Raw genomic sequence first — 17,665 nt, 5'->3', positions numbered from 1 at the left:
AAGCCCCGGGCCAGGGGCGCGCCGGCGGCACAGTCGCGGCCGGACCAACGACGGGGGTTGACGCATGGTGATCTGGGGAGCCATCTGGGGTGCGGTGCTCGCGCTGCTGTGGCCGGGCTACGGCGACATCGAGATCCGCGTGATGTTCGGCCTCGCACTGGGCGCGCTGGCGGGCTGGAGCCTGCGGCGCGCCGTGCGCAGTGAGGTGGCGCGGCAAGCACGCGCTATGGCGCCGGCGACCCGGCACGCGCCGGTAGCCGCACCGGCGGCGGCAACCGTGCCCGTCCCGGCGTCCATCCAGCCCCCGGCCCAGCCCACCGTTCCGCAGCCCTTGCCGGCCGCGCCGCCGCGGCCCCTGCCCGCCGCGGAGCCCGATTTCGTCACGGTCCTCGTCGGCCGCGCGCGCGACTGGCTGTTCGGCGGCAACACCGTCGTGCGCCTGGGCGTGCTGGTGCTGTTCGTCGGCCTCGCCTTCCTGGCCAAGTACGCCGTCGACAACGCGCTGCTGCCGCCGGCGCTGCGCCTGGCCGCCGTGGCCGCGGCCGGCATCGCTCTGTTCGTCGTCGGCGTGCGGCTGCGCCGGCGCGGCGGCGCGAAGCTCGCGTACGCGCTCACGTTGCAAGGCGCGGGCATTGGCATCCTCTACCTCACCGTGTTCGCCGCCTACCGGCTGTACCAGTACCTGCCGAGCGCGGCCGCCTTCGGCGCGCTGGCGTTGGTGTGCCTGTTCTCCGTCATCATCGCGCTGGCCCAGGACGCGCCGGCGCTGGCCTTCATCGCCTTTGCCGGCGGCTTTGCCGCGCCGGTGCTGGTATCGACCGGGCAAGGCAACTACGTGGCGCTGTTCGGCTACTACCTGCTGCTCGGTGTGGCGATCGCCGTGATCGCCTGGCTGCGGGCCTGGCGCGCGCTCAACCTGCTCGGCTTCTTCGCGACCTTCGGCGTCGCGACAGCGTGGGGCGTGCTGCGCTACCGGCCGGAAGACCTGGCCAGCACCGAGCCTTTCCTGGTCGCCTTCTTCCTGCTCTACCTGCTGGCCGCCCTCTTCTATGCGCTGCGCCACGGCCGTGCCGCGCGGCAGGCCATCGACGCGACCTTGCTGTTCGCGAACCCGCTGGTGGCGATCGGGCTGCAGGCCGGCCTGGTGCGCGACATCCCCTATGCGCTGGCTTTCTCGTCACTGGCGGCCGGCGCGTTGTACCTGGGCCTGGGCTGGTGGCTGGCGAAGCGCCGCCAGGGCGATGCGACCGTGCGCCGCTGGCTGGCCGAGTGCTTCGCCGCGCTGGCGCTGGGCTTCCTCACGCTCGCCATCCCGCTGGCGCTGGACGCCCGCTGGACCTCCGCCGCGTGGGCAGTGGAAGGCGCGGCGGTGTACTCGATGGGCCGCCGCCAGGGCCGCTGGCTGGCCCGCGCCACCGGCATGGTGCTGCAGGTGATTGCGGCCCTGGTGTACCTCAGCGCCAGCGGCAGCGCGGCGCAAGGCCGCTGGCCTTTCGCCAATCCCGGCTTCCTGGGTGCGGCCATGCTGGCCGGCGCGGCCTTCGCCATCGCCTGGTGGTCGCGCGAGCCGCTGGACCCGAAGGAGCAGCCGAGCGCAGCGGCAGCGGGTTTCGCCCACAACGAGAACGGGCTGTCGCCGGTGTTCTTCTGGGTCGGCGTCCTCTGGTGGCAGGCCGCGCTGGGCGTCGAAATCGGCCGGGTGGTCGCGGGTGCGCAAGGCCTCGAAGCCACGCTGTTCGACGCCGCCCAGCGCCAGCTGCTGCACCTGCTGGCCTGGGTGCTGAGCGCCTTCGCGCTGCACCACTTTGCCTTGCCGCGGCGCGCGCGTCCCTGGGCGATCGCCGCGACGCCCGCATGGTGCGTGCTGCCCGTGATGCTGGGCGTGGCGTTCTGGGGCATGGCCACCCTGGACCACGTGTTCCAGTCCGGCGGCTGGCTCGCCTGGCCGGTCGTCCTGGTGCTGCACCTGGTGATGCTGCGCCGCCTCGACGCCGGCGCGCCGCGCGCGTGGTGGCCTTGGGTGCACGCGGGCGGCGTCTGGCTCGCCGTGCTGCTGGCCGGCAACGCGCTGGTGTTCGCGATCGGCCGCGCCCAGCTGTGGCAGACCGCGTGGGCCACGGTGATCCTGCTGGTCGCGGCGACCTTCGTGCTGCTGGCGCTGGGCCGCCGCGCGTGGTTCGAGGCGCCGGCCGGCAGCCTGCGCTGGCCGCTGGATCGCTTTTCCGCGGCCTATCTCTGGCGCGCCGCTGCACCGCTGGCCGTCCTGCTCGCCACCGGTGCCTTGCTGGTGGCCGTGCAATCCAGCGGCGAATCGCGGCCGCTGCCTTACGTGCCGCTGGTCAATCCGACCGACCTCGCGGTCGCACTGGCGCTCGCCGCCTGCTTCCTGTGGCTGCAGCGCGTGCGCGCCAGCGACCTGCCGGTGCCGATGGCGGCGCGCGGCGCCGCGCCGCCGGCCGTGCTGGCGGGCATCTGCTTCATCGCCGTCAACACGGTCTGGCTGCGCGTCGCGCACCACTGGGGCGGCGTGGCCTGGAACGCGCACAGCCTGTTCGCGTCCTTCCTGGTCCAGGCCGGCTATTCGATCCTGTGGACCTTGATCGCGCTGGGCCTCATGGTCGGTGCCCACCAGCGCGGCCTGCGTCTGCCGTGGATGCTGGGCGCGGGGCTGATCGGCCTGACGCTGCTGAAGCTGTTCGTCATCGACCTGTCCAACCGCGGCGGCTCCGAGCGCATCGTGGTGTTCATTGCGGTCGGCCTGCTGATGCTGGTGGTGGGCTGGTTCGCGCCGCTGCCGCCGGCGCGCCGCGAAAGCGACGCGCACCTGCAGGGGGCCGCATGAGGCCGGGCTTGCTCGCTTCGCTGCTGCTGCTGGCCGCGCTGCACGCGCAGGCGGCCGACCCGGGGCCGGCCGAATTCCAGTGGCGCGCCACGCTGGACACAGCGGGCCAGAACGGCTTGATGCACGCGCCGCTGCCGGCCGAGGCGTTGATGCGCCTGCAATCGCGCAGCGCGTCCGACCTGCGCGTGTTCGACCGCGACGGCCAGCCGGTGCCCTTCGCACTGGCCACGCCGCCTGCGCCCAGCCAGGCGCCGCGGCAATCGACGCCCTCGCTGCCCGCCCTGCCCTTGCACGACGCCACGCCCGGCCAGGCCTTGCCGCAAGGCGCCGTGCAGGTCCACATAGCCAGCAACGGCCAGGCGCAATCGGTGTGGGTGCAGATGGGCGGAACGCCGTCGACGGCGGCTGCGCCCTTGCAGGCCGCGCTGTTCGACACCCGCGCACTGAAGGAGCCGCTGGAAGCGCTGGTGCTGCAGGCGAAGCTGCCGCCGAACCTGCCGGTGCACCTTGCCCTCAGCAGCAGCGAGGACCTCGCGAGCTGGACGCCCGTGTCCGTGCGTGGCCGCATCTACCGCTTCGAAGGCGATGGCGCGCCCGCCAACGACAAGCTGGAACTGGACCAGCCCTTGCGGCTGGAGCATCGCTTCCTGCGCATCGACTGGAGCGGGCAGGAGGGCGTGACGGTGGAATCGCTCACCGGGCTGCTCGCCGCGAACCGGCCGCAGCCGGTGCGGCCGTCCGCCTTGCTGGGCGCACCGCAAGCCGACGGCGCGACGGCGCTGGAATGGGAGCTGCCCTTCGCCACACCGATCGCGCAGCTGGAGATCGCGGCGACGCAGCCCAATACGCTGGTGCCGCTGCGCGTGCTCGGGCGCAGCCAGGTGTCGGAGCCCTGGCGCGTGCTGGGCCAGGCCGTCCTGTATCGCCTCGGGTCACCCGGGCAGGAAAGCACCAGCCCGCCGCTGCCGCTGCAGCGCACCTCGGTGCGCTGGCTGCGCGTGGAGGCCACCCATGGCGCGCGGCTGCAAGGCGTGCCGCTGGCAGTGAAGGCGCTGTTCGATCCGGTCGACGTGGTGTTCGTGGCCGGAGTCAACGGGCCGTACCAGCTGGCCGCCGGCCGCAGCGCCACGCCGTCGGCGGCGCTGCCCCTGGGCATGCTGGCGGCCGCGGCGCCGGCGCGCATCGAGGACCTGCCGCAGGCTCGGCTGGTCGATGCGCGCGTCATGCCCGAGGCTGGGCGGCCGGCGTGGGCCAGGTGGCTGCCGCGCGGGGTGGATCCGAAGACTGCGGCGCTGTGGGCGGTGCTGCTGTTCGGGGTGCTGGTGCTGGGAGCGGTGGCGTGGTCGCTGCTCAGGCAGGTGAAGCAGCAGCCGGATTGAGAGCTGGGTCGCTGCGCGAACCCAGCCTACGCGGGCCAGGAAGGAATGCGGAAGGTGGTGGCGAGGAAGTCCACCAGCAGGCGCACCTTGGGCGTGAGGTGCTTGCGGCTCTGGTAGACCGCGTGGATGCCCAGCGTGATCGACCGGTACTGCGGCAGGATTTCCACCAGCTTCCCCGCCGCGAGGTCGGCGCCGACGATGAAGGTCGGCTGCAGGATGATGCCCTGGTGCTGCAAGGCGGCGGCGCGGCAGACGTCGCCGTTGTTGGTGCGCAGCCAGGGCGTGGTGCGGACCGTCACCTTGCCTTCCGGTCCCTCGAACTCCCAGGCATCGCGCTCCGACCAGTAGCTGTAGGCGACGATGGCATGCCGCTCCAGCTCGGACGGATGCTTCGGCTTGCCCGCGCGCCGCAGGTACGCCGGCGAGGCACACAACACCATGCGCGTGGTGGCCAGCTGGCGGCTCACCAGGCTGGAGCTGGGCAGGCGCGCAATGCGGATCGCGAGGTCGAAGCCCTCTTCCGCAATGTCCGCGACGCGGTCCGACAGGCTCACTTCCAAGGCCACCTTCGGATGCTTCTGCCGGAACGCACCCCAGGCCGGCGCGAGATGCAGGATGCCGAAGCTCACCGGCGCGCTGACCCGCAGCAGGCCCACCGCCTCGCGGCTGCGGCTGGTGATCTCGGCTTCCGCTTCTTCCATGTCGGCCAGCAGCTGGCGGGCCCGCGCATGGAACACCTCGCCTTCGGCCGTCAGCGACAGCTTGCGGGTGGTGCGATGCAGGAGCCGCACGCCCAGCCGCGCTTCGAGCTCGGCGACCTGGCGCGAGACGGCGGCCTTCGACAGGCCCAGCCGGTCGGCTGCGCCGACGAAGCTGCCCGCGTCGACGACTTCGGTGAAGGAGCGGAGTTCGAGGAAGCGGTCCATTGTCTTGCCAGGAGAGACAGTGTGTGCCATTGGAGCACGTTTATCTTTGGGTGCGGCACCAATACATTCGTTCCATGGCAAAGACTCCCGTTCTCTTCATTTCCCATGGCGCGCCGACCTTCGCGCTGGAACCCGGCCGGCTGGGCCCGCGCCTGACGCAGGCCGGCGACCAGCTGCCGCGGCCGAAGGCGGTGCTGGTCGTTTCTCCCCACTGGATGACCCGCGGCTTGCGCGTGGCCACCACGGCCGCGCCTGAAACGGTGCACGACTTCGGCGGCTTCCCGCGCGAGCTGTACACGCTGCAATACCCGGCGCCCGGCGCGCCCGCGCTCGCCGCCCGCACGGTGGAAGTGCTGCGCGCCGCCGGCTGGCCGGCCGAGGCCGACGAGGGCCAGGGCCTGGACCACGGCGCCTGGGTGCCGTTGCGCTATCTCTATCCGGAAGCCGATGTGCCGGTGTTCCAGCTCTCGCTGCCTGCCGGCCTGGCGCCGGAACAGGCCTATGCGCTGGGCCAGGCGCTGCAACCGCTGCGCGAAGAAGGCGTGCTGGTGGTGGGCTCGGGCTCGCTCACACATAACCTGTACGAATTCCGCTCGCACGGCGACGACTTCGAAGCGGCGTATGCCCGCGAGTTCGCCGCCTGGGTGCGGCAGGTGGTGGAAGCGCGCGACGACGCGCAGCTGCTGCGCACGCTGGACATCGCGCCGCATGCGCAGCGCGCCCATCCGACCACCGAGCACTTCCTGCCGCTGCTGGTGGCCGCGGGCGCGGCGCAGGGCGACGAGCAGGTGGAGACGCTGGAAGGCGGCATCACCTATGGGGTGCTCTCGATGGACTCCTATCTCTTCGGGGCGCAGGCATGACCGTGATCCTCCAGGCGCCGGCGCTGCCGACCGAACTGGTGCTGCTGTTCCACGGCGTCGGCGCCACGCCCGAAGGCCTGGCGCCCGTGGGCCAGCACATCGCGGCGGTGCGGCCCTCGGCGTTCATCGCCAGCGTGCAGTCGCCGGATGCGTCCGACCTCGGCGGCGGCTACCAGTGGTTCTCGGTGCGCGGCGTGACGGAGGAAAACCGGCCGGCCCGCGTGCAGGAAACCTTGCCGCGCTTCCTGGAAACCGTGCGGGCGTGGCAGCAGCGCGCCGGCGTAGGGGCGGAGCAGACCACGCTGGTGGGTTTCTCGCAGGGGGCGATCATGAGCCTCGCGGCGGCCGTGTCGCCGCAGGCACCGGCCTCGCAAGTCGTGTCGCTGTCAGGGCGTTTCGATGCCTTGCCGCAGCGCGCGCCGCAAGGCGTGCGCTTCCACTTCGTGCATGGGACGCATGATCCGGTGATCGCGGCGTCACATGCGAGCGAGGCGGCAGAACGCTTGAAGGAGCTGGGCGCCGAGGTGACCCTGGATCTGATTCCTGGCCTCGCGCATGGCGTGGACCGACGGGCGTTGGACGCCGTGTTGCGTTACGTGTGATCCGGCCTCAACCGATCACCACCACCCGCGCATTCGGGAAACGCGCATAGGGGTCGTATCCGCGCAGGCCCTCGCGCAGCGTGGGCTCGTGCTTCTCCGCGATGCGGATGCGCTGCGTCGGCGCGGACTTCCACATGGCGTCCAGCAGGTCCTGGTCGAAGCGCAGCATCACCGGCGCCGCATAGGGATAGCGGGCGTCCGGTTCGTCCATGATCGACCACGAGATGACGACGTTGCCATTGGGCGTCTGCGCCGCCAGCGAGTGCGGCGGGAACAGGTGGCGGTAGGACTGCCAGAACACCGAGCGCACGTTGTCCAGCGTGCCGACGCCGATGTGCGGCGGCTGGGTGGACCGGGGCTGGGTCTCGGGCGCGTCGTACTTGCCGGCGCTGCGGAAAGTCATCCACCCCGAAGTCTTGCCGGGCCGGTCGGGGGCGCTCACCGCTGAATTCCTGTCCATTCGCATACCTCCAGGCGAGTGCGAATAGTGGTGCGCCAGCACGCGTTTCGCTGTAGGACAGGACCCACAGGCTTGTCAGCCTCCGACCGGCGGGTGTGCCGGAAGTCACAGGGTGAGCATCCACTCCGCCATTTCATCCGCCACTTGCTCCACCAAAGCCGGCTGGCCGGCCAGGTAGTGGTTGCCGCCGGCGACATCGACGTTGCGGATGCGCTTGCCGCCCGCCGCAAGCCAGGCATCGCGCGTGCTGGGGAAGGTCGACTGGTCGCCGGTGTAGGTGCAGAGCAATGCCGGGACCGAAGTTTTCGCCAGGTTGGCCGGGCCGTCGGCGCGGCTGGCCGGCGACCACTGCGACAGCCAGGCCGCAAGGGAAGTGATGCGCCCCATCTGGCTGGCCGCGTAGTTGACGCCGCGGGCACCGGCCGCGCCGTCGCCCCAGACGCTGCCGACCTTCCGATCGTTGTGGTCCAGCGACAGATCGAGGAAGCGCGGGTCGGCATGGGTCCGGTAGACCACGAACACCTCGTCCCGCGCGCTGCCCGGCTCCCGCTGGGCGCGTAGCAACTGCAGGCGCTCGCGCACCCAGGCGTCCACGCGCTGGTAGCGCGCGAGCTGGGCGGCGCGGAAGCGCAGCAGGAACCCGGCGTCATAGGGGAGCCCATGGCGCGGATCGTACATATCCAGCGCCGAGTCACAAGACAGCGGATCCCGCTCGTCGGTCAAGGACGGATCGATCCAGTGCCGCATCAGGAAGGACCGGCCTTCGTGCGCGGCGCACAGGGCCAGCCCCTGCACCGGCGGCAGGTCCTGCGGCGAGAGCCGGGCCGGGTCGCCGTCCACCATCGTCTCGATGTCGAGGTTCTCCGCCTGCGCCTGGTAGAAGCTCGCCAGCGCCGCCCCGCCGGAGTTGCCGACCAGCACCACCTTGTCGTAACCCTGGCTGCGCAGGAACTGCACGCCGGCGCCCAGGTCCTGGATGGCGCGCTCCATCAGCAGCAGCGTGTCGTTGCCCGCGTAGCGCGAATTCAGGCCCATGCAGGCCACGCCGCGCGCCGCCAGCGGCGCGATCAGGTAATGCCCCATGAAGTTGCTGGTGGGATGCATCACGATCGCCGCGACCTTCTTCGGGCCGGGCGGCTGCATCCAGGCGCCGTAGATGCGCGGGCGCAGCATCTGCAGGCCGGACTGGCTTTCCAGGGCGGCGCCGGGCTGGACGTCGATGACGGCGAGTTGCAGCTTCAGGGTTGAGGGCATGGGCTTCGCCAATTCTGTTTCCAGGGAAGCCCACGATTGTGCGGTAGCCCAACTATCATGGCGGACAGGGAGACCGACAGGCCGGCCAAGGCGCACACAAGCAGCCAGGCCGGCCCATACCGACCAGCATGCCCAATATCGCCGCCCTCCTGAAGGAAGAAATCGCCCGCCTGGCGCGCAAGGAAGTCCGCGCCCAGACCGAGGAATTCAAGAAGGCCTCTGCCCAGTACCGCGCGCACATCGCGGCGCTGCGCCGTCGGGTCGACGACCTCGAACGCCAGCTCAAGCGGGTGGGCAAGGCCGCGGGCCGGGCCCAGCCGGCCGCCGCCAGCGAGGACGACGAGGGCGGGACGGCGCGGCGCTTCAGCGCCAGCCGCCTGGCTGCCCAGCGCCAGAAGCTGGGGCTGTCGGCCGCGGACTTCGCGGCCCTGCTGGGGGTCTCCGGGCAATCCGTCTACAAGTGGGAGCACGGCGAATCCCGGCCCCGCGCCAAGCAGCTGGAAGCCATCGCGGCGCTGCGCGGCGTCGGCAAGCGGGAAGCCGCGGCGCGGCTGGAGAAGCTGCAGGCGTAGGCCGGGAGCGACGGGTCTCCGAATCGCGAGTCCGACCGTCATTTCCCGCGGCTGCCGACAGGGCCGGCGCGCCGCCGCGGCGACGCTCGCTGCATGGACAATCGCAAGATCGAACTCTGCCGCACGGAGCTCGACTTCCTGCGGCGCCTGCTGCTGGATCTGCAGGGCGAATTCAGCTGTGCGCGGGAAGCGAGCAACGCGGAACTGGTCGCGGCGATCGAGCTGTCGCTGGCCATGCTGCACTGGGACGGCATCGAGCCACCGGCGCTGGACTCGCAGGTGGGAGTGGGCGCGGCCGTCGAAATGAGGCTGGGCAACGACGCGATGTACGCCTACCTCGAGTGGCGCAACGCCCGCCGCCGGCGCCCGGCGACGGTGCACTGATCATTCCTTGAAGAGGCCCTCGATCACCCCGCGCATCCAGCGGTTGCCGGGATCGGCCTCGAAGCGGCGGCTCCAGTGCAGGGAGACCGTGAAGTCGCGCTGCGGAAACTCCGGCTCCACCACCGCATAGCCCTCGAAGCCGTGCGCGATGTTGCGCGGCATGATGGCCGCCAGGTCCGTGGCCCGGACAATCGAAGGCAGCACCAGGAAGTGCTCCGTGACCAGGCGCAGCCGCCCTTCCAGCTTCATCTGCTGCACGATGCGCAGCGTGTCCGCATGGGAGCGTACCCCGACGAACTCGAGCTCGCGCAACGCGTCCAGCAGCGCCTTCCCGCGCCGCCGCTTGCGCGTGAAGGGATGGCCTTCGCGCAGCAGCACCACGTAGCGGTCCTTCAGCAGGTTGGAGCGCTGCGTCTCCTTGACCATGGGCAGGAAGCCGAAGGCGAAGTCGATGCGGCCGGCATCCAGCGCCTCGGTGATCTGCTCGCGCGGCACCGGCCGTGTCTCCACGCGCACGCCCGGCGCCTGCTCGCGCAAGGTCACCATCAGTTCCGGCAGGAAGCGGCTCTCGCCGATGTCGCTCATGTGGATGTGGAAGCTGCGGGTGGCGCTGGCCGGCTCGAAGGCCGCCGTCTCGCCCAGCGCCTGTTCCAGCGTGGCCAGCGCGCTGCGCACCGGCTCGGCGAGGCGCTGTGCCTTGGGCGTGGGCTGCACGCCGCCCGCGCCGCGCATGAACAGCGGGTCCTGGATCAGCGCGCGCAGGCGCGTGAGCCCCTGGCTGGCGGCCGGCTGGGTGAGATCCAGCAGTTCGGCCGCGCGGCTGACGTTGCGAGTGCGGTAGACCGCATCGAACAGCCGCAGCAGATTCAGGTCGATGTCCTTGATATGCATGCGCCGAATATGCCTCAGGCGCGGCATCCAGTACCGGCGCTACTTGCCGGGGAAACGCGCGAGGTAGTACGCCAGCACGTCCAGGTCTTCCAGCGGCACCTGGCTGACCGCGGCGCCCATCGCCTGCGTGTAGCCAGGGCGGGTGCCCGATTTGAAGCCGTGCAGGCTGGCCTTCAGGTAGTCCTCGTGCTGGCCGCCGATGCGCGGCACCTGCTGGCCGCCGGCCAGGTCGGCGCCGTGGCAGAACACGCACTTGTGCTGCTCCGCCAGCGCCTGGCCTTTCGCCATGCGGGCCGGATCAGGCGGCGTGGCCGGTGGCGGCGCCGGCACGGGCGGCAAGGTCCCGATGGACTCGGAGAAACCGCGCATGTCGTCGTCGGTCATCGTCCTGGCGACGGCCGTCATGGCTTCGTTGCCGCGGCGGCCTTCGCGGAACAGGAACAGCTGCGTGATCGCGTACAGCGAAGGCTGGCCGGCCAGCACCGGGACGAGCGGATCGGCCGCCCGCCCGTTGGCGCCGTGGCAGGCGGCGCACAGGCCGGCGAAGCGCTCCGCGTACGACACCTTGGCCGGTGTCGCCGGAGCGCTCGCCGCCGCACGCGCTGCAGGCGGCTTCTTCTGCTGCGCCAGGGCAAGCGGCGACACCAGCAGCCAGACCAGCGCCGCCGCGCCCACTGCCCCCTTCACCATCACTTGCCGTAGCTGATGCGGTAGATGGCGCCGGCGTGGTCGTCGCTCACCAGCATCGAACCGTCCTTCAGCACCAGGAAGTCGACCGGGCGGCCGAGGTACTGGTTGTTCTCGACGAAGCCGGTCATGAAGGCTTCAACCTTGGCGCCGCCCTTGCCGTCCGGCCAGGCGACCTGGATGTCCGCGTACTTCTTGGTGCGGTTCCACGGGCCATGGCGGGCGATGAACATCGCGCCCTGGTACTTGGGCGGGAACATCTTGCCCTTGTAGAACACCAGGCCCAGCGAACCCGCATGCGGGCCCAGCAGCGCCGCCGGCTTCTGGAACTCGTCGCACGAGCGGCCCCAGCCGAACTCCGGATCCGGGATGTTGCCCTGGTGGCAGTACGGGTAGCCGAAGTGCTGCTGGCCGACCTTGGTCACGTGATTGAGCTTGTCGTTCGGCAGCTCCTCGCTGAACCAGTCACGCCCGTTGTCCGTGAACCAGAGGTCGCCGGTCTTCGGGTCGAAGTCGAAGCCCACCGTGTTGCGCACGCCGGAGGCGACCGTCTCGAGGCCGGTGCCATCCAGGTTCATGCGGTAGAGCTTGGCCCACTGGCCGGGATCGCAGATGTTGCAGGGCGCGCCGACCTCGTAATACAGCTTGTCGTCGCGGATGCGCAGGTACTTCCAGCTGTGGTCGCCGCCACCCGGAAGCTTGTCGTAGATCACCTTGGGTTCGCCGAGGTTATCGAGCTTGCCGTCGACGTTGTCCCAGCGATAGATCTTCTCGTTGGTCGCCAGGAACAGGCTGCCCTTGTAGTACTCGATGCCCGTCGCGAAGGGCATCTTGTCGATGATGACCCTGGCCTTGCGGTCGCCCTGCTCCGGGATCGCATAGACCTTGTTGGCGACGAACAGCGAGCTGACCAGGACGTTGCCGTTCGGCCCCTGGCGCAGGCCGCGCGCGTCGAGCACGCCCGAAGCCCAGGTCTCCACCTTGAAGCCGGGCGGCAGCTTGAACTTGGCGGTGGGCAGCTGGTCGGCCGCGGTGGGGATCGGGAAGGCCGGCACCGGCGCCATCTTCATGGCGCTGTCGTTGGCCTTCGGGCGTCCCTTCGCCCAACCGGGCTCGTCGGCGGGCGGCGTCTGCGCCAGTGCCGTGAGTCCCAGACAGCAAATCGTGGCGAGTACTGCTAGCGAGTGAGCACGCTTCATGATTGCCTCCTTTGGTATTAAGGAGCGCCGATTCTGGATCAAGCCCATGAGCGCGGCAACGGGGCAAATTCTCATGCCTGGACTGCATACCGCTTAGTCGCTTCATTGGATTGATCGATGGCCGCCATTGGGCGAGACTCGGCGGCTCAGCGCGGGAGACATAGGCTTTGGAAGTTTCATTCAGCAAGGAAATCGAGTCGCTGCGCCTGGGCGCAGGTGACACCTTTCACGGCGAGGGCATCCTCGCGATCACCAAGGCGCTGCTGCAGTCCGGCGTCGCCTACATCGGCGGCTACCAGGGGGCGCCCGTTTCGCACCTGCTGGACGTGATGGTCCAGGCCAAGGACTACATGGACGAACTCGGCGTGCACGTCACCGCGTGCTCGAACGAGGCTTCGGCCGCCGCCATGCTCGGCGCGTCCATCCACTACCCGCTGCGCGGCGCCGTCACCTGGAAGTCCATCGTCGGCACCAACGTCGCGTCCGACGCGCTGTCCAACCTGGCTTCGCCCGGCGTCACCGGCGGCGCACTGATCGTGGTGGGCGAGGACTACGGCGAAGGCGCCTCCGTGATCCAGGAGCGCACCCACGCCTTCGCGCTGAAGTCCAGCATGTGCCTGCTGGATCCGCGCCCGGACCTGGCGGTGATGACGCGGATGGTGGAGGAAGGCTTCCGCCTGTCCGAAACCTCCAACATGCCGGCCATCCTGGAGCTGCGCATCCGCGCCTGCCACGTGCGCGGCAGCTTCGAGGCCAAGGACAACCTGAAGCCGCCGGTTTCCACGCGCCAGCTCATGGAAAATCCCGCCGGCTTCGACTACATGCGCCTCGCGCACCCGCCGGTCACCTTCCGCCACGAGAAGCTGAAGTCGGAGCAGCGCATTCCCGCCGCCCGCAAGTACATCGTGGAGCAGAAGCTCAACGAACTGTTCGACGGCAAGCACCGGGACCTGGGCATCATCGTCCAGGGCGGCCTGTACAACGCGCTGGTCCGCAGCCTGCAGCAGCTGGGCCTGGCCGATGCCTTCGGCGAGACCGACATCCCCATCCTGTGCCTGAACGTCACCTACCCGCTGGTGCCCGAAGAGGTGGCGGATTTCTGCATCGGCAAGCGCGCGGTGCTGATGGTCGAAGAAGGCCAGCCGGAATTCATCGAGCAGGAGATCGCCACGCTGCTGCGCCGCCGCGACATCCAGTCCAGGCTGCACGGCAAGGACCTGCTGCCCTCCGCCGGCGAATACACGGTGGAAGTGATCGCCGGCGGCCTGACGCAGTTCACGTCCTCCTACCTGCCGGGCCCCGACACCGAGGAAGCCAAGCGCTGGCTGGCCGGCAACCGCGACCGGCGCGAGCAGGCTGCCAAGCTGACGCAGCCGCTGCCGGCGCGTCCGCCGGGCTTCTGCATCGGCTGCCCCGAGCGCCCGGTGTTCTCCGCACTGAAGCTGGCGCAGGAGCAGATCGGCAAGGTGCACATCGCCGCCGACATCGGCTGCCATGCGCTGGCGACCTTCGAGCCCTTCCACAGCGGCCACTCCATCCTCGGCTACGGCATGTCGCTGGCCTCGCGCGCCGGCGTGTCGCCGATGATGCAGCGGCGCACGCTGGCCATCATGGGTGACGGCGGCTTCTGGCACAACGGCCTGATCACCGGCGTGCAGAGCGCGCTGTTCAACAACGACGACGCCGTGCTGCTGATCTTCAAGAACGGCTACACCTCCGCCACCGGCACGCAGGAGATCATCTCCACGCCCCAGGAGGACGCCAAGTTCGAGGCCAGCGACAAGGGCGCGAGCATCGTCCACACCAACCAGACCATCGAAGCCGCGCTGAAGGGCCTGGGCGTGCAGTGGATGCGCACCGTCTACACCTACGAGGTGGACCAGATGCGCAACACGCTGACGGACGCCTTCACCAGCGAGTTCAACGGGCTCAAAGTGATCATCGCCGAGGGCGAATGCCAGCTGGAACGCCAGCGCCGCATCAAGCCCTGGATCGCCAACCTGCTGAAGAAGGGCGAGCGCGTGGTGCGCGTGAAGTACGGCGTGGACGAGGACGTCTGCAACGGCGACCACGCCTGCATCCGCTTGAGCGGCTGCCCCACGCTGACGATCAAGGACAACCCGGATCCGCTGAAGGTGGACCCGGTGGCCACCGTCATCGACGGCTGCGTCGGCTGCGGCCTGTGCGGCGCCAACGCGCATGCCGCCACCTTGTGCCCCAGCTTCTACCGCGCCGAAGTCGTGCAGAACCCCAAGTGGCACGAGCGCCTGTTGAACTCTTTCCGGAGCGCCGTGGTCCGCGCGCTGCAACCCGCATGAAGACGAAACCCATCACGTTGTTGGTCGGCGCCCTCGGCGGCGAAGGCGGCGGCGTCCTGACCGAGTGGCTGGTCGAAACCGCGCGCCACGCCGGCTATGCCGCGCAGGCGACCTCGATCCCCGGCGTCGCGCAGCGCACCGGCGCCACCACCTACTACCTCGAAGTGTTCCCCGTTCCCATGAAGGAGCTGGGAGGCAAGCGGCCGGTGTTCAGCCTGAACCCGGTGCCGGGCGCGCTGGACGCGCTGGTGTGCTCCGAGCTGCTGGAATGCGCGCGCCAGGTCGGCGCCGGCCTCGCTTCGCCGGACCGCACGCTGGTGATCTCCTCGTCTGCCCGCGCGCTCACCACCATGGAGCGCATGCAGATGGGCGACGGCCGCGTCGAGACGGCGGACCTGGTGAAGGTGATCCAGCAATTCGCCCGGATCCATCACGTGTTCGACATGAGCGTGGTCGCCAAGGAAGCCGGCACGGTGGTGAGCGCCGTCCTGCTGGGCGCGATCGCGGGCAGCGGGCTGTTCCCGTTCCAGCGCTCCGACTACGAGGCGGTGGTGAAGTCCGGCGGCAAGGGCGCGGAAGCGAGCCTGCGCGGCTTCGCGAAGGCGTTCGAGATCGTGGCGAATGCGAAGCAGCAGCAGGATTTCCTGGCGCACGTGATGGCGCCGAAGGAAGTGGCGCGCGCAGATGGACCCCGGGTCGAGCCCGGGGTGACAAGCTTGTTCCCGGAACCCGTCCGCGAGATGTTCGGCCTCGGGTATGAGCGCCTCCTGGACTACCAGGGCAAGTCCTACGCCGACCTCTATGTCAAGCGCCTGCAGTCGGTGCTGAGCGCGGAAACGGAAGCCGATCCGGCCGGCAAGCAGGGCTTTGCGACCACGAAGGAAATGGCGCGTTGGCTCGCCCTGTGGATGGCCTTCGACGACATCGTCCGCGTGGCCGACCTCAAGAGCCGTGCCTCGCGCTGGACCCGCGTGCAGGGCGAGGTGAAGGTGGGCGACGACGACCTGCTGAAGGTCTACGACCACTTCAAGCCGGGCGTGCCCGAGTTCGCCGCCCTGCTGCCCCAGGGCAGCGCCAACAAGCTCATGGCCTGGGACCGCAAGCGCGTCGCCCGCGGCCAGCAGCCCTGGGCCATGCCGCTGAAGATCGGCACGCACAGCGTGTTCGGCATGGTGGCCCTGCGCGCGCTCGCCAGCATGAAGTGGCTGCGCGTGCGCGGCAGCCGCTTCGCGCTGGAGCAGCAGATGATCGAGAAGTGGTTGCAGGGCGTCGTGCAAGGCAACCGGCGCGGCTGGCAGCTCGGACACGAGATCGCCCTGTGCGGCCGCCTGATCAAGGGCTACGGTTCCACCAACGAGCGCGGCAAGGAGAACCTGCTGCACGTGCTGGACCACCTGGCCAATGGCGGCACGGCGGAGGAAGCCGCGAAGGCGGTCCAGGCCGCCCGCGAAGCGGCCCTTGCCGACGACGCCGGCAAGGCGCTGGACGCCACTTTGGTGCAACACGGGGCGCCGCCGCGCCCGGTGAAGGCGGTCCCGGTGCGTTGGGTGCGCAAGCCGCGCGGCCTGGACGACGCCCCCCTGAAGAAGGCCCATTGAGCGCCGGTTCCACGCTTGGCGAATGGGATATAAAGCGACGTTCACGAACATTCAAACGAAGGAGACCACAACGATGCGCAAGCAATTCCAATACACGGCCGCCGCAGTGGCCGCGGCCCTGGCGCTGGCCACGGGCTTCGCCCAGGCGCAGGACAAGCCGGTGCAGCTGAAGCTTTCCAGCTGGGTGCCCGCACAGCACCCGCTGAACCCCAGCCTGCAGGCCTGGGCCGACGACATCAAGAAGGCCTCCGGCGGCACCATCACCGCCACGCTGTTCCCCAGCGAGCAGCTGGGCAAGGCCTTCGACCACTACGACATGGCTCGGGACGGCATCAGCGACTTCTCGTACGTGAACCCGGGCTACCAGCCGGGCCGCTTCCCCATCATGGCCGGCGCCGGCCTGCCCTTCCTGTTCGCCAACGCCAAGGGCGGCACCGCCGCCATCGACGCCTGGTACCGCGAGTACGCCGCGACGGAAATGAAGGACGTGAAGTTCTGCTTCGCCTTCGTGCACGACCCCGGCACCTTCCACGCCCGCAAGAAGATCACCGTGCCTTCCGACATCAAGGGCATGAAGATCCGTCCCGCCACCAGCACCATCGGCCAGATGGTGACGAGCCTCGGCGGGACCAACGTGCAGGCCTCCGCGCCCGAGTCGCGCGACATGCTGGAGCGCGGCGTCGCCGACGCCATCACCTTCCCCTGGGGCTCCATCGTGCTGTTCGGCATCGACAAGGTGGTCAAGTACCACATGGACGCGCCGCTGTACGTGACGCCCTTCGTCTGGGTGATGAACAAGGACAAGTACAACGCCATGTCGACCGCCCAGAAGAAGGTGATCGACGACCACTGCACCACCGAGTGGGCCGAGAAGGTGGCCTCGCCCTGGGCCGACTTCGAATACGGCGGCCACGCCAAGATCGCCGCCGAACCCGGCCACGAGATCTACAAGCTGACGCCGGACCAGATGAAGGCGTGGCGCGACGCCATGGGCCCGGTCGAGGCGCAGTGGGCCGACAGCGTGAAGAAGGTCGGCCAGGACCCGAAGAAGGTCATGGACGGCCTGAAGGCCAGCCTGGTGAAGTACAAGGCCGCGCTGTAAGCGTGCGGTACCCGGGGCCGCGCCTGCCGACCTGGCAGGCCGGCCCTTTTCTTTCCGGGACCTCCCTGTGAAAAAGAAGAACTTCGCCGACGGCTTCATCAACACCATCGAGTGGCTCGCCGCCATCTTCGTGGGCCTGGTGGCGCTCAACATCTTCATCAACGTGCTGCTGCGCAAGTTCTTCAGCACGTCGATCCCCGATTACTACGACTTCGGCCGGCTGCTGCTCGGCATCCTGATCTTCTGGGGCATCGCCGCCACCAGCTACCGCGGCGGGCACATCACGGTGGACCTGGTCTGGGCCGCCGCGAACAAGAAGTGGAAGCGCATCATCGACGTCTTCGCCACGCTGGTGCTGCTGTTCGTGGTGAGCGTGCAGACTTACACGCTGTTCGACAAGGTGCACACCACCTTCACCGACAACATCCAGACGGCGGACCTCAACATCCCGACCTGGCCCTTCTCGCTGATCGCCTGGATCGGCGACGTCTGCGCGGTGCTGCTGATCGCCGTGCGCACCTGGCGCCTCGTCTTCAAGCCCGAGTCCCTGCACGACGAGCATTTCGAGCAGAAAGCGATGGAATAAAA

Annotated in this window: 16 protein-coding genes; 10 read left to right on the top strand and 6 right to left on the bottom strand. The window is 69.5% G+C overall.

What is annotated here, in order from left to right:
• The first annotated feature begins 64 nt into the window (after positions 1-64).
• The gene (locus HHL11_RS07920; protein ID WP_169417863.1) at positions 65-2,842 is read left to right on the top strand and encodes a DUF2339 domain-containing protein; all 2,778 of its coding nucleotides are present in this window, start codon (positions 65-67) and stop codon (positions 2,840-2,842) included.
• Positions 2,839-4,221 carry a DUF3999 family protein gene (locus tag HHL11_RS07915; protein WP_169417862.1) on the top strand — a complete coding sequence of 461 codons (1,383 nt, stop codon included), beginning with the start codon at positions 2,839-2,841 and terminating at the stop codon, positions 4,219-4,221. Before HHL11_RS07920 ends, HHL11_RS07915 begins: the two co-directional genes overlap by 4 nt.
• Before the next feature lie 26 nt (positions 4,222-4,247).
• Here HHL11_RS07915 and HHL11_RS07910 read toward each other — a convergent pair whose 3' ends face one another.
• Positions 4,248-5,147, bottom strand: coding sequence for a LysR family transcriptional regulator (locus HHL11_RS07910; protein ID WP_169417861.1), 900 nt, complete (start codon positions 5,145-5,147; stop codon positions 4,248-4,250).
• 74 nt (positions 5,148-5,221) lie between these two features.
• Between HHL11_RS07910 and HHL11_RS07905 the strand changes: the two genes are divergently transcribed.
• Together HHL11_RS07905 and ypfH are read left to right on the top strand one after the other, a co-directional pair.
• On the top strand, positions 5,222-6,010 hold the full coding sequence (locus HHL11_RS07905) for a dioxygenase family protein (RefSeq protein WP_169417860.1): 789 nt from the start codon (positions 5,222-5,224) through the stop codon (positions 6,008-6,010).
• The gene (ypfH, locus tag HHL11_RS07900; RefSeq protein ID WP_169417859.1) at positions 6,007-6,612 is read left to right on the top strand and encodes an esterase; all 606 of its coding nucleotides are present in this window, start codon (positions 6,007-6,009) and stop codon (positions 6,610-6,612) included. The genes HHL11_RS07905 and ypfH overlap by 4 nt, the downstream gene beginning before the upstream one ends.
• Positions 6,613-6,619: 7 nt before the next feature.
• Here the strand turns inward: ypfH and HHL11_RS07895 are convergent, their stop codons facing one another.
• Together HHL11_RS07895 and HHL11_RS07890 are read right to left on the bottom strand one after the other, a co-directional pair.
• The gene (locus tag HHL11_RS07895; protein ID WP_169417858.1) at positions 6,620-7,054 is read right to left on the bottom strand and encodes a hypothetical protein; all 435 of its coding nucleotides are present in this window, start codon (positions 7,052-7,054) and stop codon (positions 6,620-6,622) included.
• A gap of 123 nt (positions 7,055-7,177) precedes the next feature.
• Positions 7,178-8,326, bottom strand: coding sequence for an alpha/beta hydrolase family protein (locus HHL11_RS07890; protein ID WP_169417857.1), 1,149 nt, complete (start codon positions 8,324-8,326; stop codon positions 7,178-7,180).
• A 128-nt stretch (positions 8,327-8,454) separates the two neighbouring features.
• Between HHL11_RS07890 and HHL11_RS07885 the strand changes: the two genes are divergently transcribed.
• Both HHL11_RS07885 and HHL11_RS07880 read left to right on the top strand, forming a co-directional pair.
• Positions 8,455-8,898, top strand: a complete 444-nt coding sequence (locus HHL11_RS07885) for a helix-turn-helix domain-containing protein (protein WP_169417856.1) — start codon at positions 8,455-8,457, stop codon at positions 8,896-8,898.
• Positions 8,899-8,991: 93 nt separating this feature from the next.
• Positions 8,992-9,282 carry a hypothetical protein gene (locus tag HHL11_RS07880; protein WP_169417855.1) on the top strand — a complete coding sequence of 97 codons (291 nt, stop codon included), beginning with the start codon at positions 8,992-8,994 and terminating at the stop codon, positions 9,280-9,282.
• Here the strand turns inward: HHL11_RS07880 and HHL11_RS07875 are convergent, their stop codons facing one another.
• Genes HHL11_RS07875 through HHL11_RS07865 form a run of 3 tightly spaced genes read right to left on the bottom strand, consistent with a single transcriptional unit; the run spans position 9,283 to position 12,059 of the window.
• Positions 9,283-10,173: a LysR family transcriptional regulator gene (locus tag HHL11_RS07875; RefSeq protein ID WP_205964228.1), complete on the bottom strand. Its 891-nt coding sequence runs from the start codon at positions 10,171-10,173 to the stop codon at positions 9,283-9,285.
• 39 nt (positions 10,174-10,212) lie between these two features.
• The gene (locus HHL11_RS07870; RefSeq protein ID WP_240980197.1) at positions 10,213-10,863 is read right to left on the bottom strand and encodes a c-type cytochrome; all 651 of its coding nucleotides are present in this window, start codon (positions 10,861-10,863) and stop codon (positions 10,213-10,215) included.
• The gene (locus HHL11_RS07865; protein ID WP_205964227.1) at positions 10,863-12,059 is read right to left on the bottom strand and encodes a PQQ-dependent sugar dehydrogenase; all 1,197 of its coding nucleotides are present in this window, start codon (positions 12,057-12,059) and stop codon (positions 10,863-10,865) included. Before HHL11_RS07865 ends, HHL11_RS07870 begins: the two co-directional genes overlap by 1 nt.
• Before the next feature lie 167 nt (positions 12,060-12,226).
• Here HHL11_RS07865 and HHL11_RS07860 point away from each other — a divergent pair, with 167 nt between their 5' ends.
• From HHL11_RS07860 to HHL11_RS07845, 4 genes are all read left to right on the top strand, one after another.
• The gene (locus HHL11_RS07860) at positions 12,227-14,377 is read left to right on the top strand and encodes a thiamine pyrophosphate-dependent enzyme (protein WP_169417853.1); all 2,151 of its coding nucleotides are present in this window, start codon (positions 12,227-12,229) and stop codon (positions 14,375-14,377) included.
• Entirely contained in the window at positions 14,374-15,975 is a 1,602-nt protein-coding gene (locus HHL11_RS07855; RefSeq protein WP_169417852.1) for an indolepyruvate oxidoreductase subunit beta family protein, read from the top strand. The genes HHL11_RS07860 and HHL11_RS07855 overlap by 4 nt, the downstream gene beginning before the upstream one ends.
• A gap of 73 nt (positions 15,976-16,048) precedes the next feature.
• Positions 16,049-17,077: a TRAP transporter substrate-binding protein gene (locus HHL11_RS07850; protein ID WP_169417851.1), complete on the top strand. Its 1,029-nt coding sequence runs from the start codon at positions 16,049-16,051 to the stop codon at positions 17,075-17,077.
• A gap of 67 nt (positions 17,078-17,144) precedes the next feature.
• Positions 17,145-17,663 (top strand): TRAP transporter small permease subunit, encoded by a 519-nt coding sequence (locus HHL11_RS07845; RefSeq protein ID WP_169417850.1) that lies wholly within the window; start codon positions 17,145-17,147, stop codon positions 17,661-17,663.
• The last annotated feature ends 2 nt before the right edge of the window (positions 17,664-17,665 follow it).

Origin of the sequence: Ramlibacter agri (assembly GCF_012927085.1) — a bacterium.
Lineage (GTDB): Bacteria > Pseudomonadota > Gammaproteobacteria > Burkholderiales > Burkholderiaceae_C > Ramlibacter > Ramlibacter agri.
Note: the sequence above shows the minus strand (reverse complement) of the source record. Positions and strands in the feature narration are given on the sequence as shown.

Coding starts and splice junctions, on each gene's coding strand:
- HHL11_RS07890 (WP_169417857.1), bottom strand. CDS start 8,326: ATGCCCTCAACCCTGAAGCTGCAACTCGCCGTCATCGACGTCCAGCCC.
- HHL11_RS07875 (WP_205964228.1), bottom strand. CDS start 10,173: ATGCATATCAAGGACATCGACCTGAATCTGCTGCGGCTGTTCGATGCG.
- HHL11_RS07910 (WP_169417861.1), bottom strand. CDS start 5,147: ATGGACCGCTTCCTCGAACTCCGCTCCTTCACCGAAGTCGTCGACGCG.
- HHL11_RS07905 (WP_169417860.1), top strand. CDS start 5,222: ATGGCAAAGACTCCCGTTCTCTTCATTTCCCATGGCGCGCCGACCTTC.
- HHL11_RS07885 (WP_169417856.1), top strand. CDS start 8,455: ATGCCCAATATCGCCGCCCTCCTGAAGGAAGAAATCGCCCGCCTGGCG.
- HHL11_RS07915 (WP_169417862.1), top strand. CDS start 2,839: ATGAGGCCGGGCTTGCTCGCTTCGCTGCTGCTGCTGGCCGCGCTGCAC.
- HHL11_RS07855 (WP_169417852.1), top strand. CDS start 14,374: ATGAAGACGAAACCCATCACGTTGTTGGTCGGCGCCCTCGGCGGCGAA.
- ypfH (WP_169417859.1), top strand. CDS start 6,007: ATGACCGTGATCCTCCAGGCGCCGGCGCTGCCGACCGAACTGGTGCTG.
- HHL11_RS07850 (WP_169417851.1), top strand. CDS start 16,049: ATGCGCAAGCAATTCCAATACACGGCCGCCGCAGTGGCCGCGGCCCTG.
- HHL11_RS07920 (WP_169417863.1), top strand. CDS start 65: ATGGTGATCTGGGGAGCCATCTGGGGTGCGGTGCTCGCGCTGCTGTGG.
- HHL11_RS07870 (WP_240980197.1), bottom strand. CDS start 10,863: ATGGTGAAGGGGGCAGTGGGCGCGGCGGCGCTGGTCTGGCTGCTGGTG.
- HHL11_RS07880 (WP_169417855.1), top strand. CDS start 8,992: ATGGACAATCGCAAGATCGAACTCTGCCGCACGGAGCTCGACTTCCTG.
- HHL11_RS07865 (WP_205964227.1), bottom strand. CDS start 12,059: ATGAAGCGTGCTCACTCGCTAGCAGTACTCGCCACGATTTGCTGTCTG.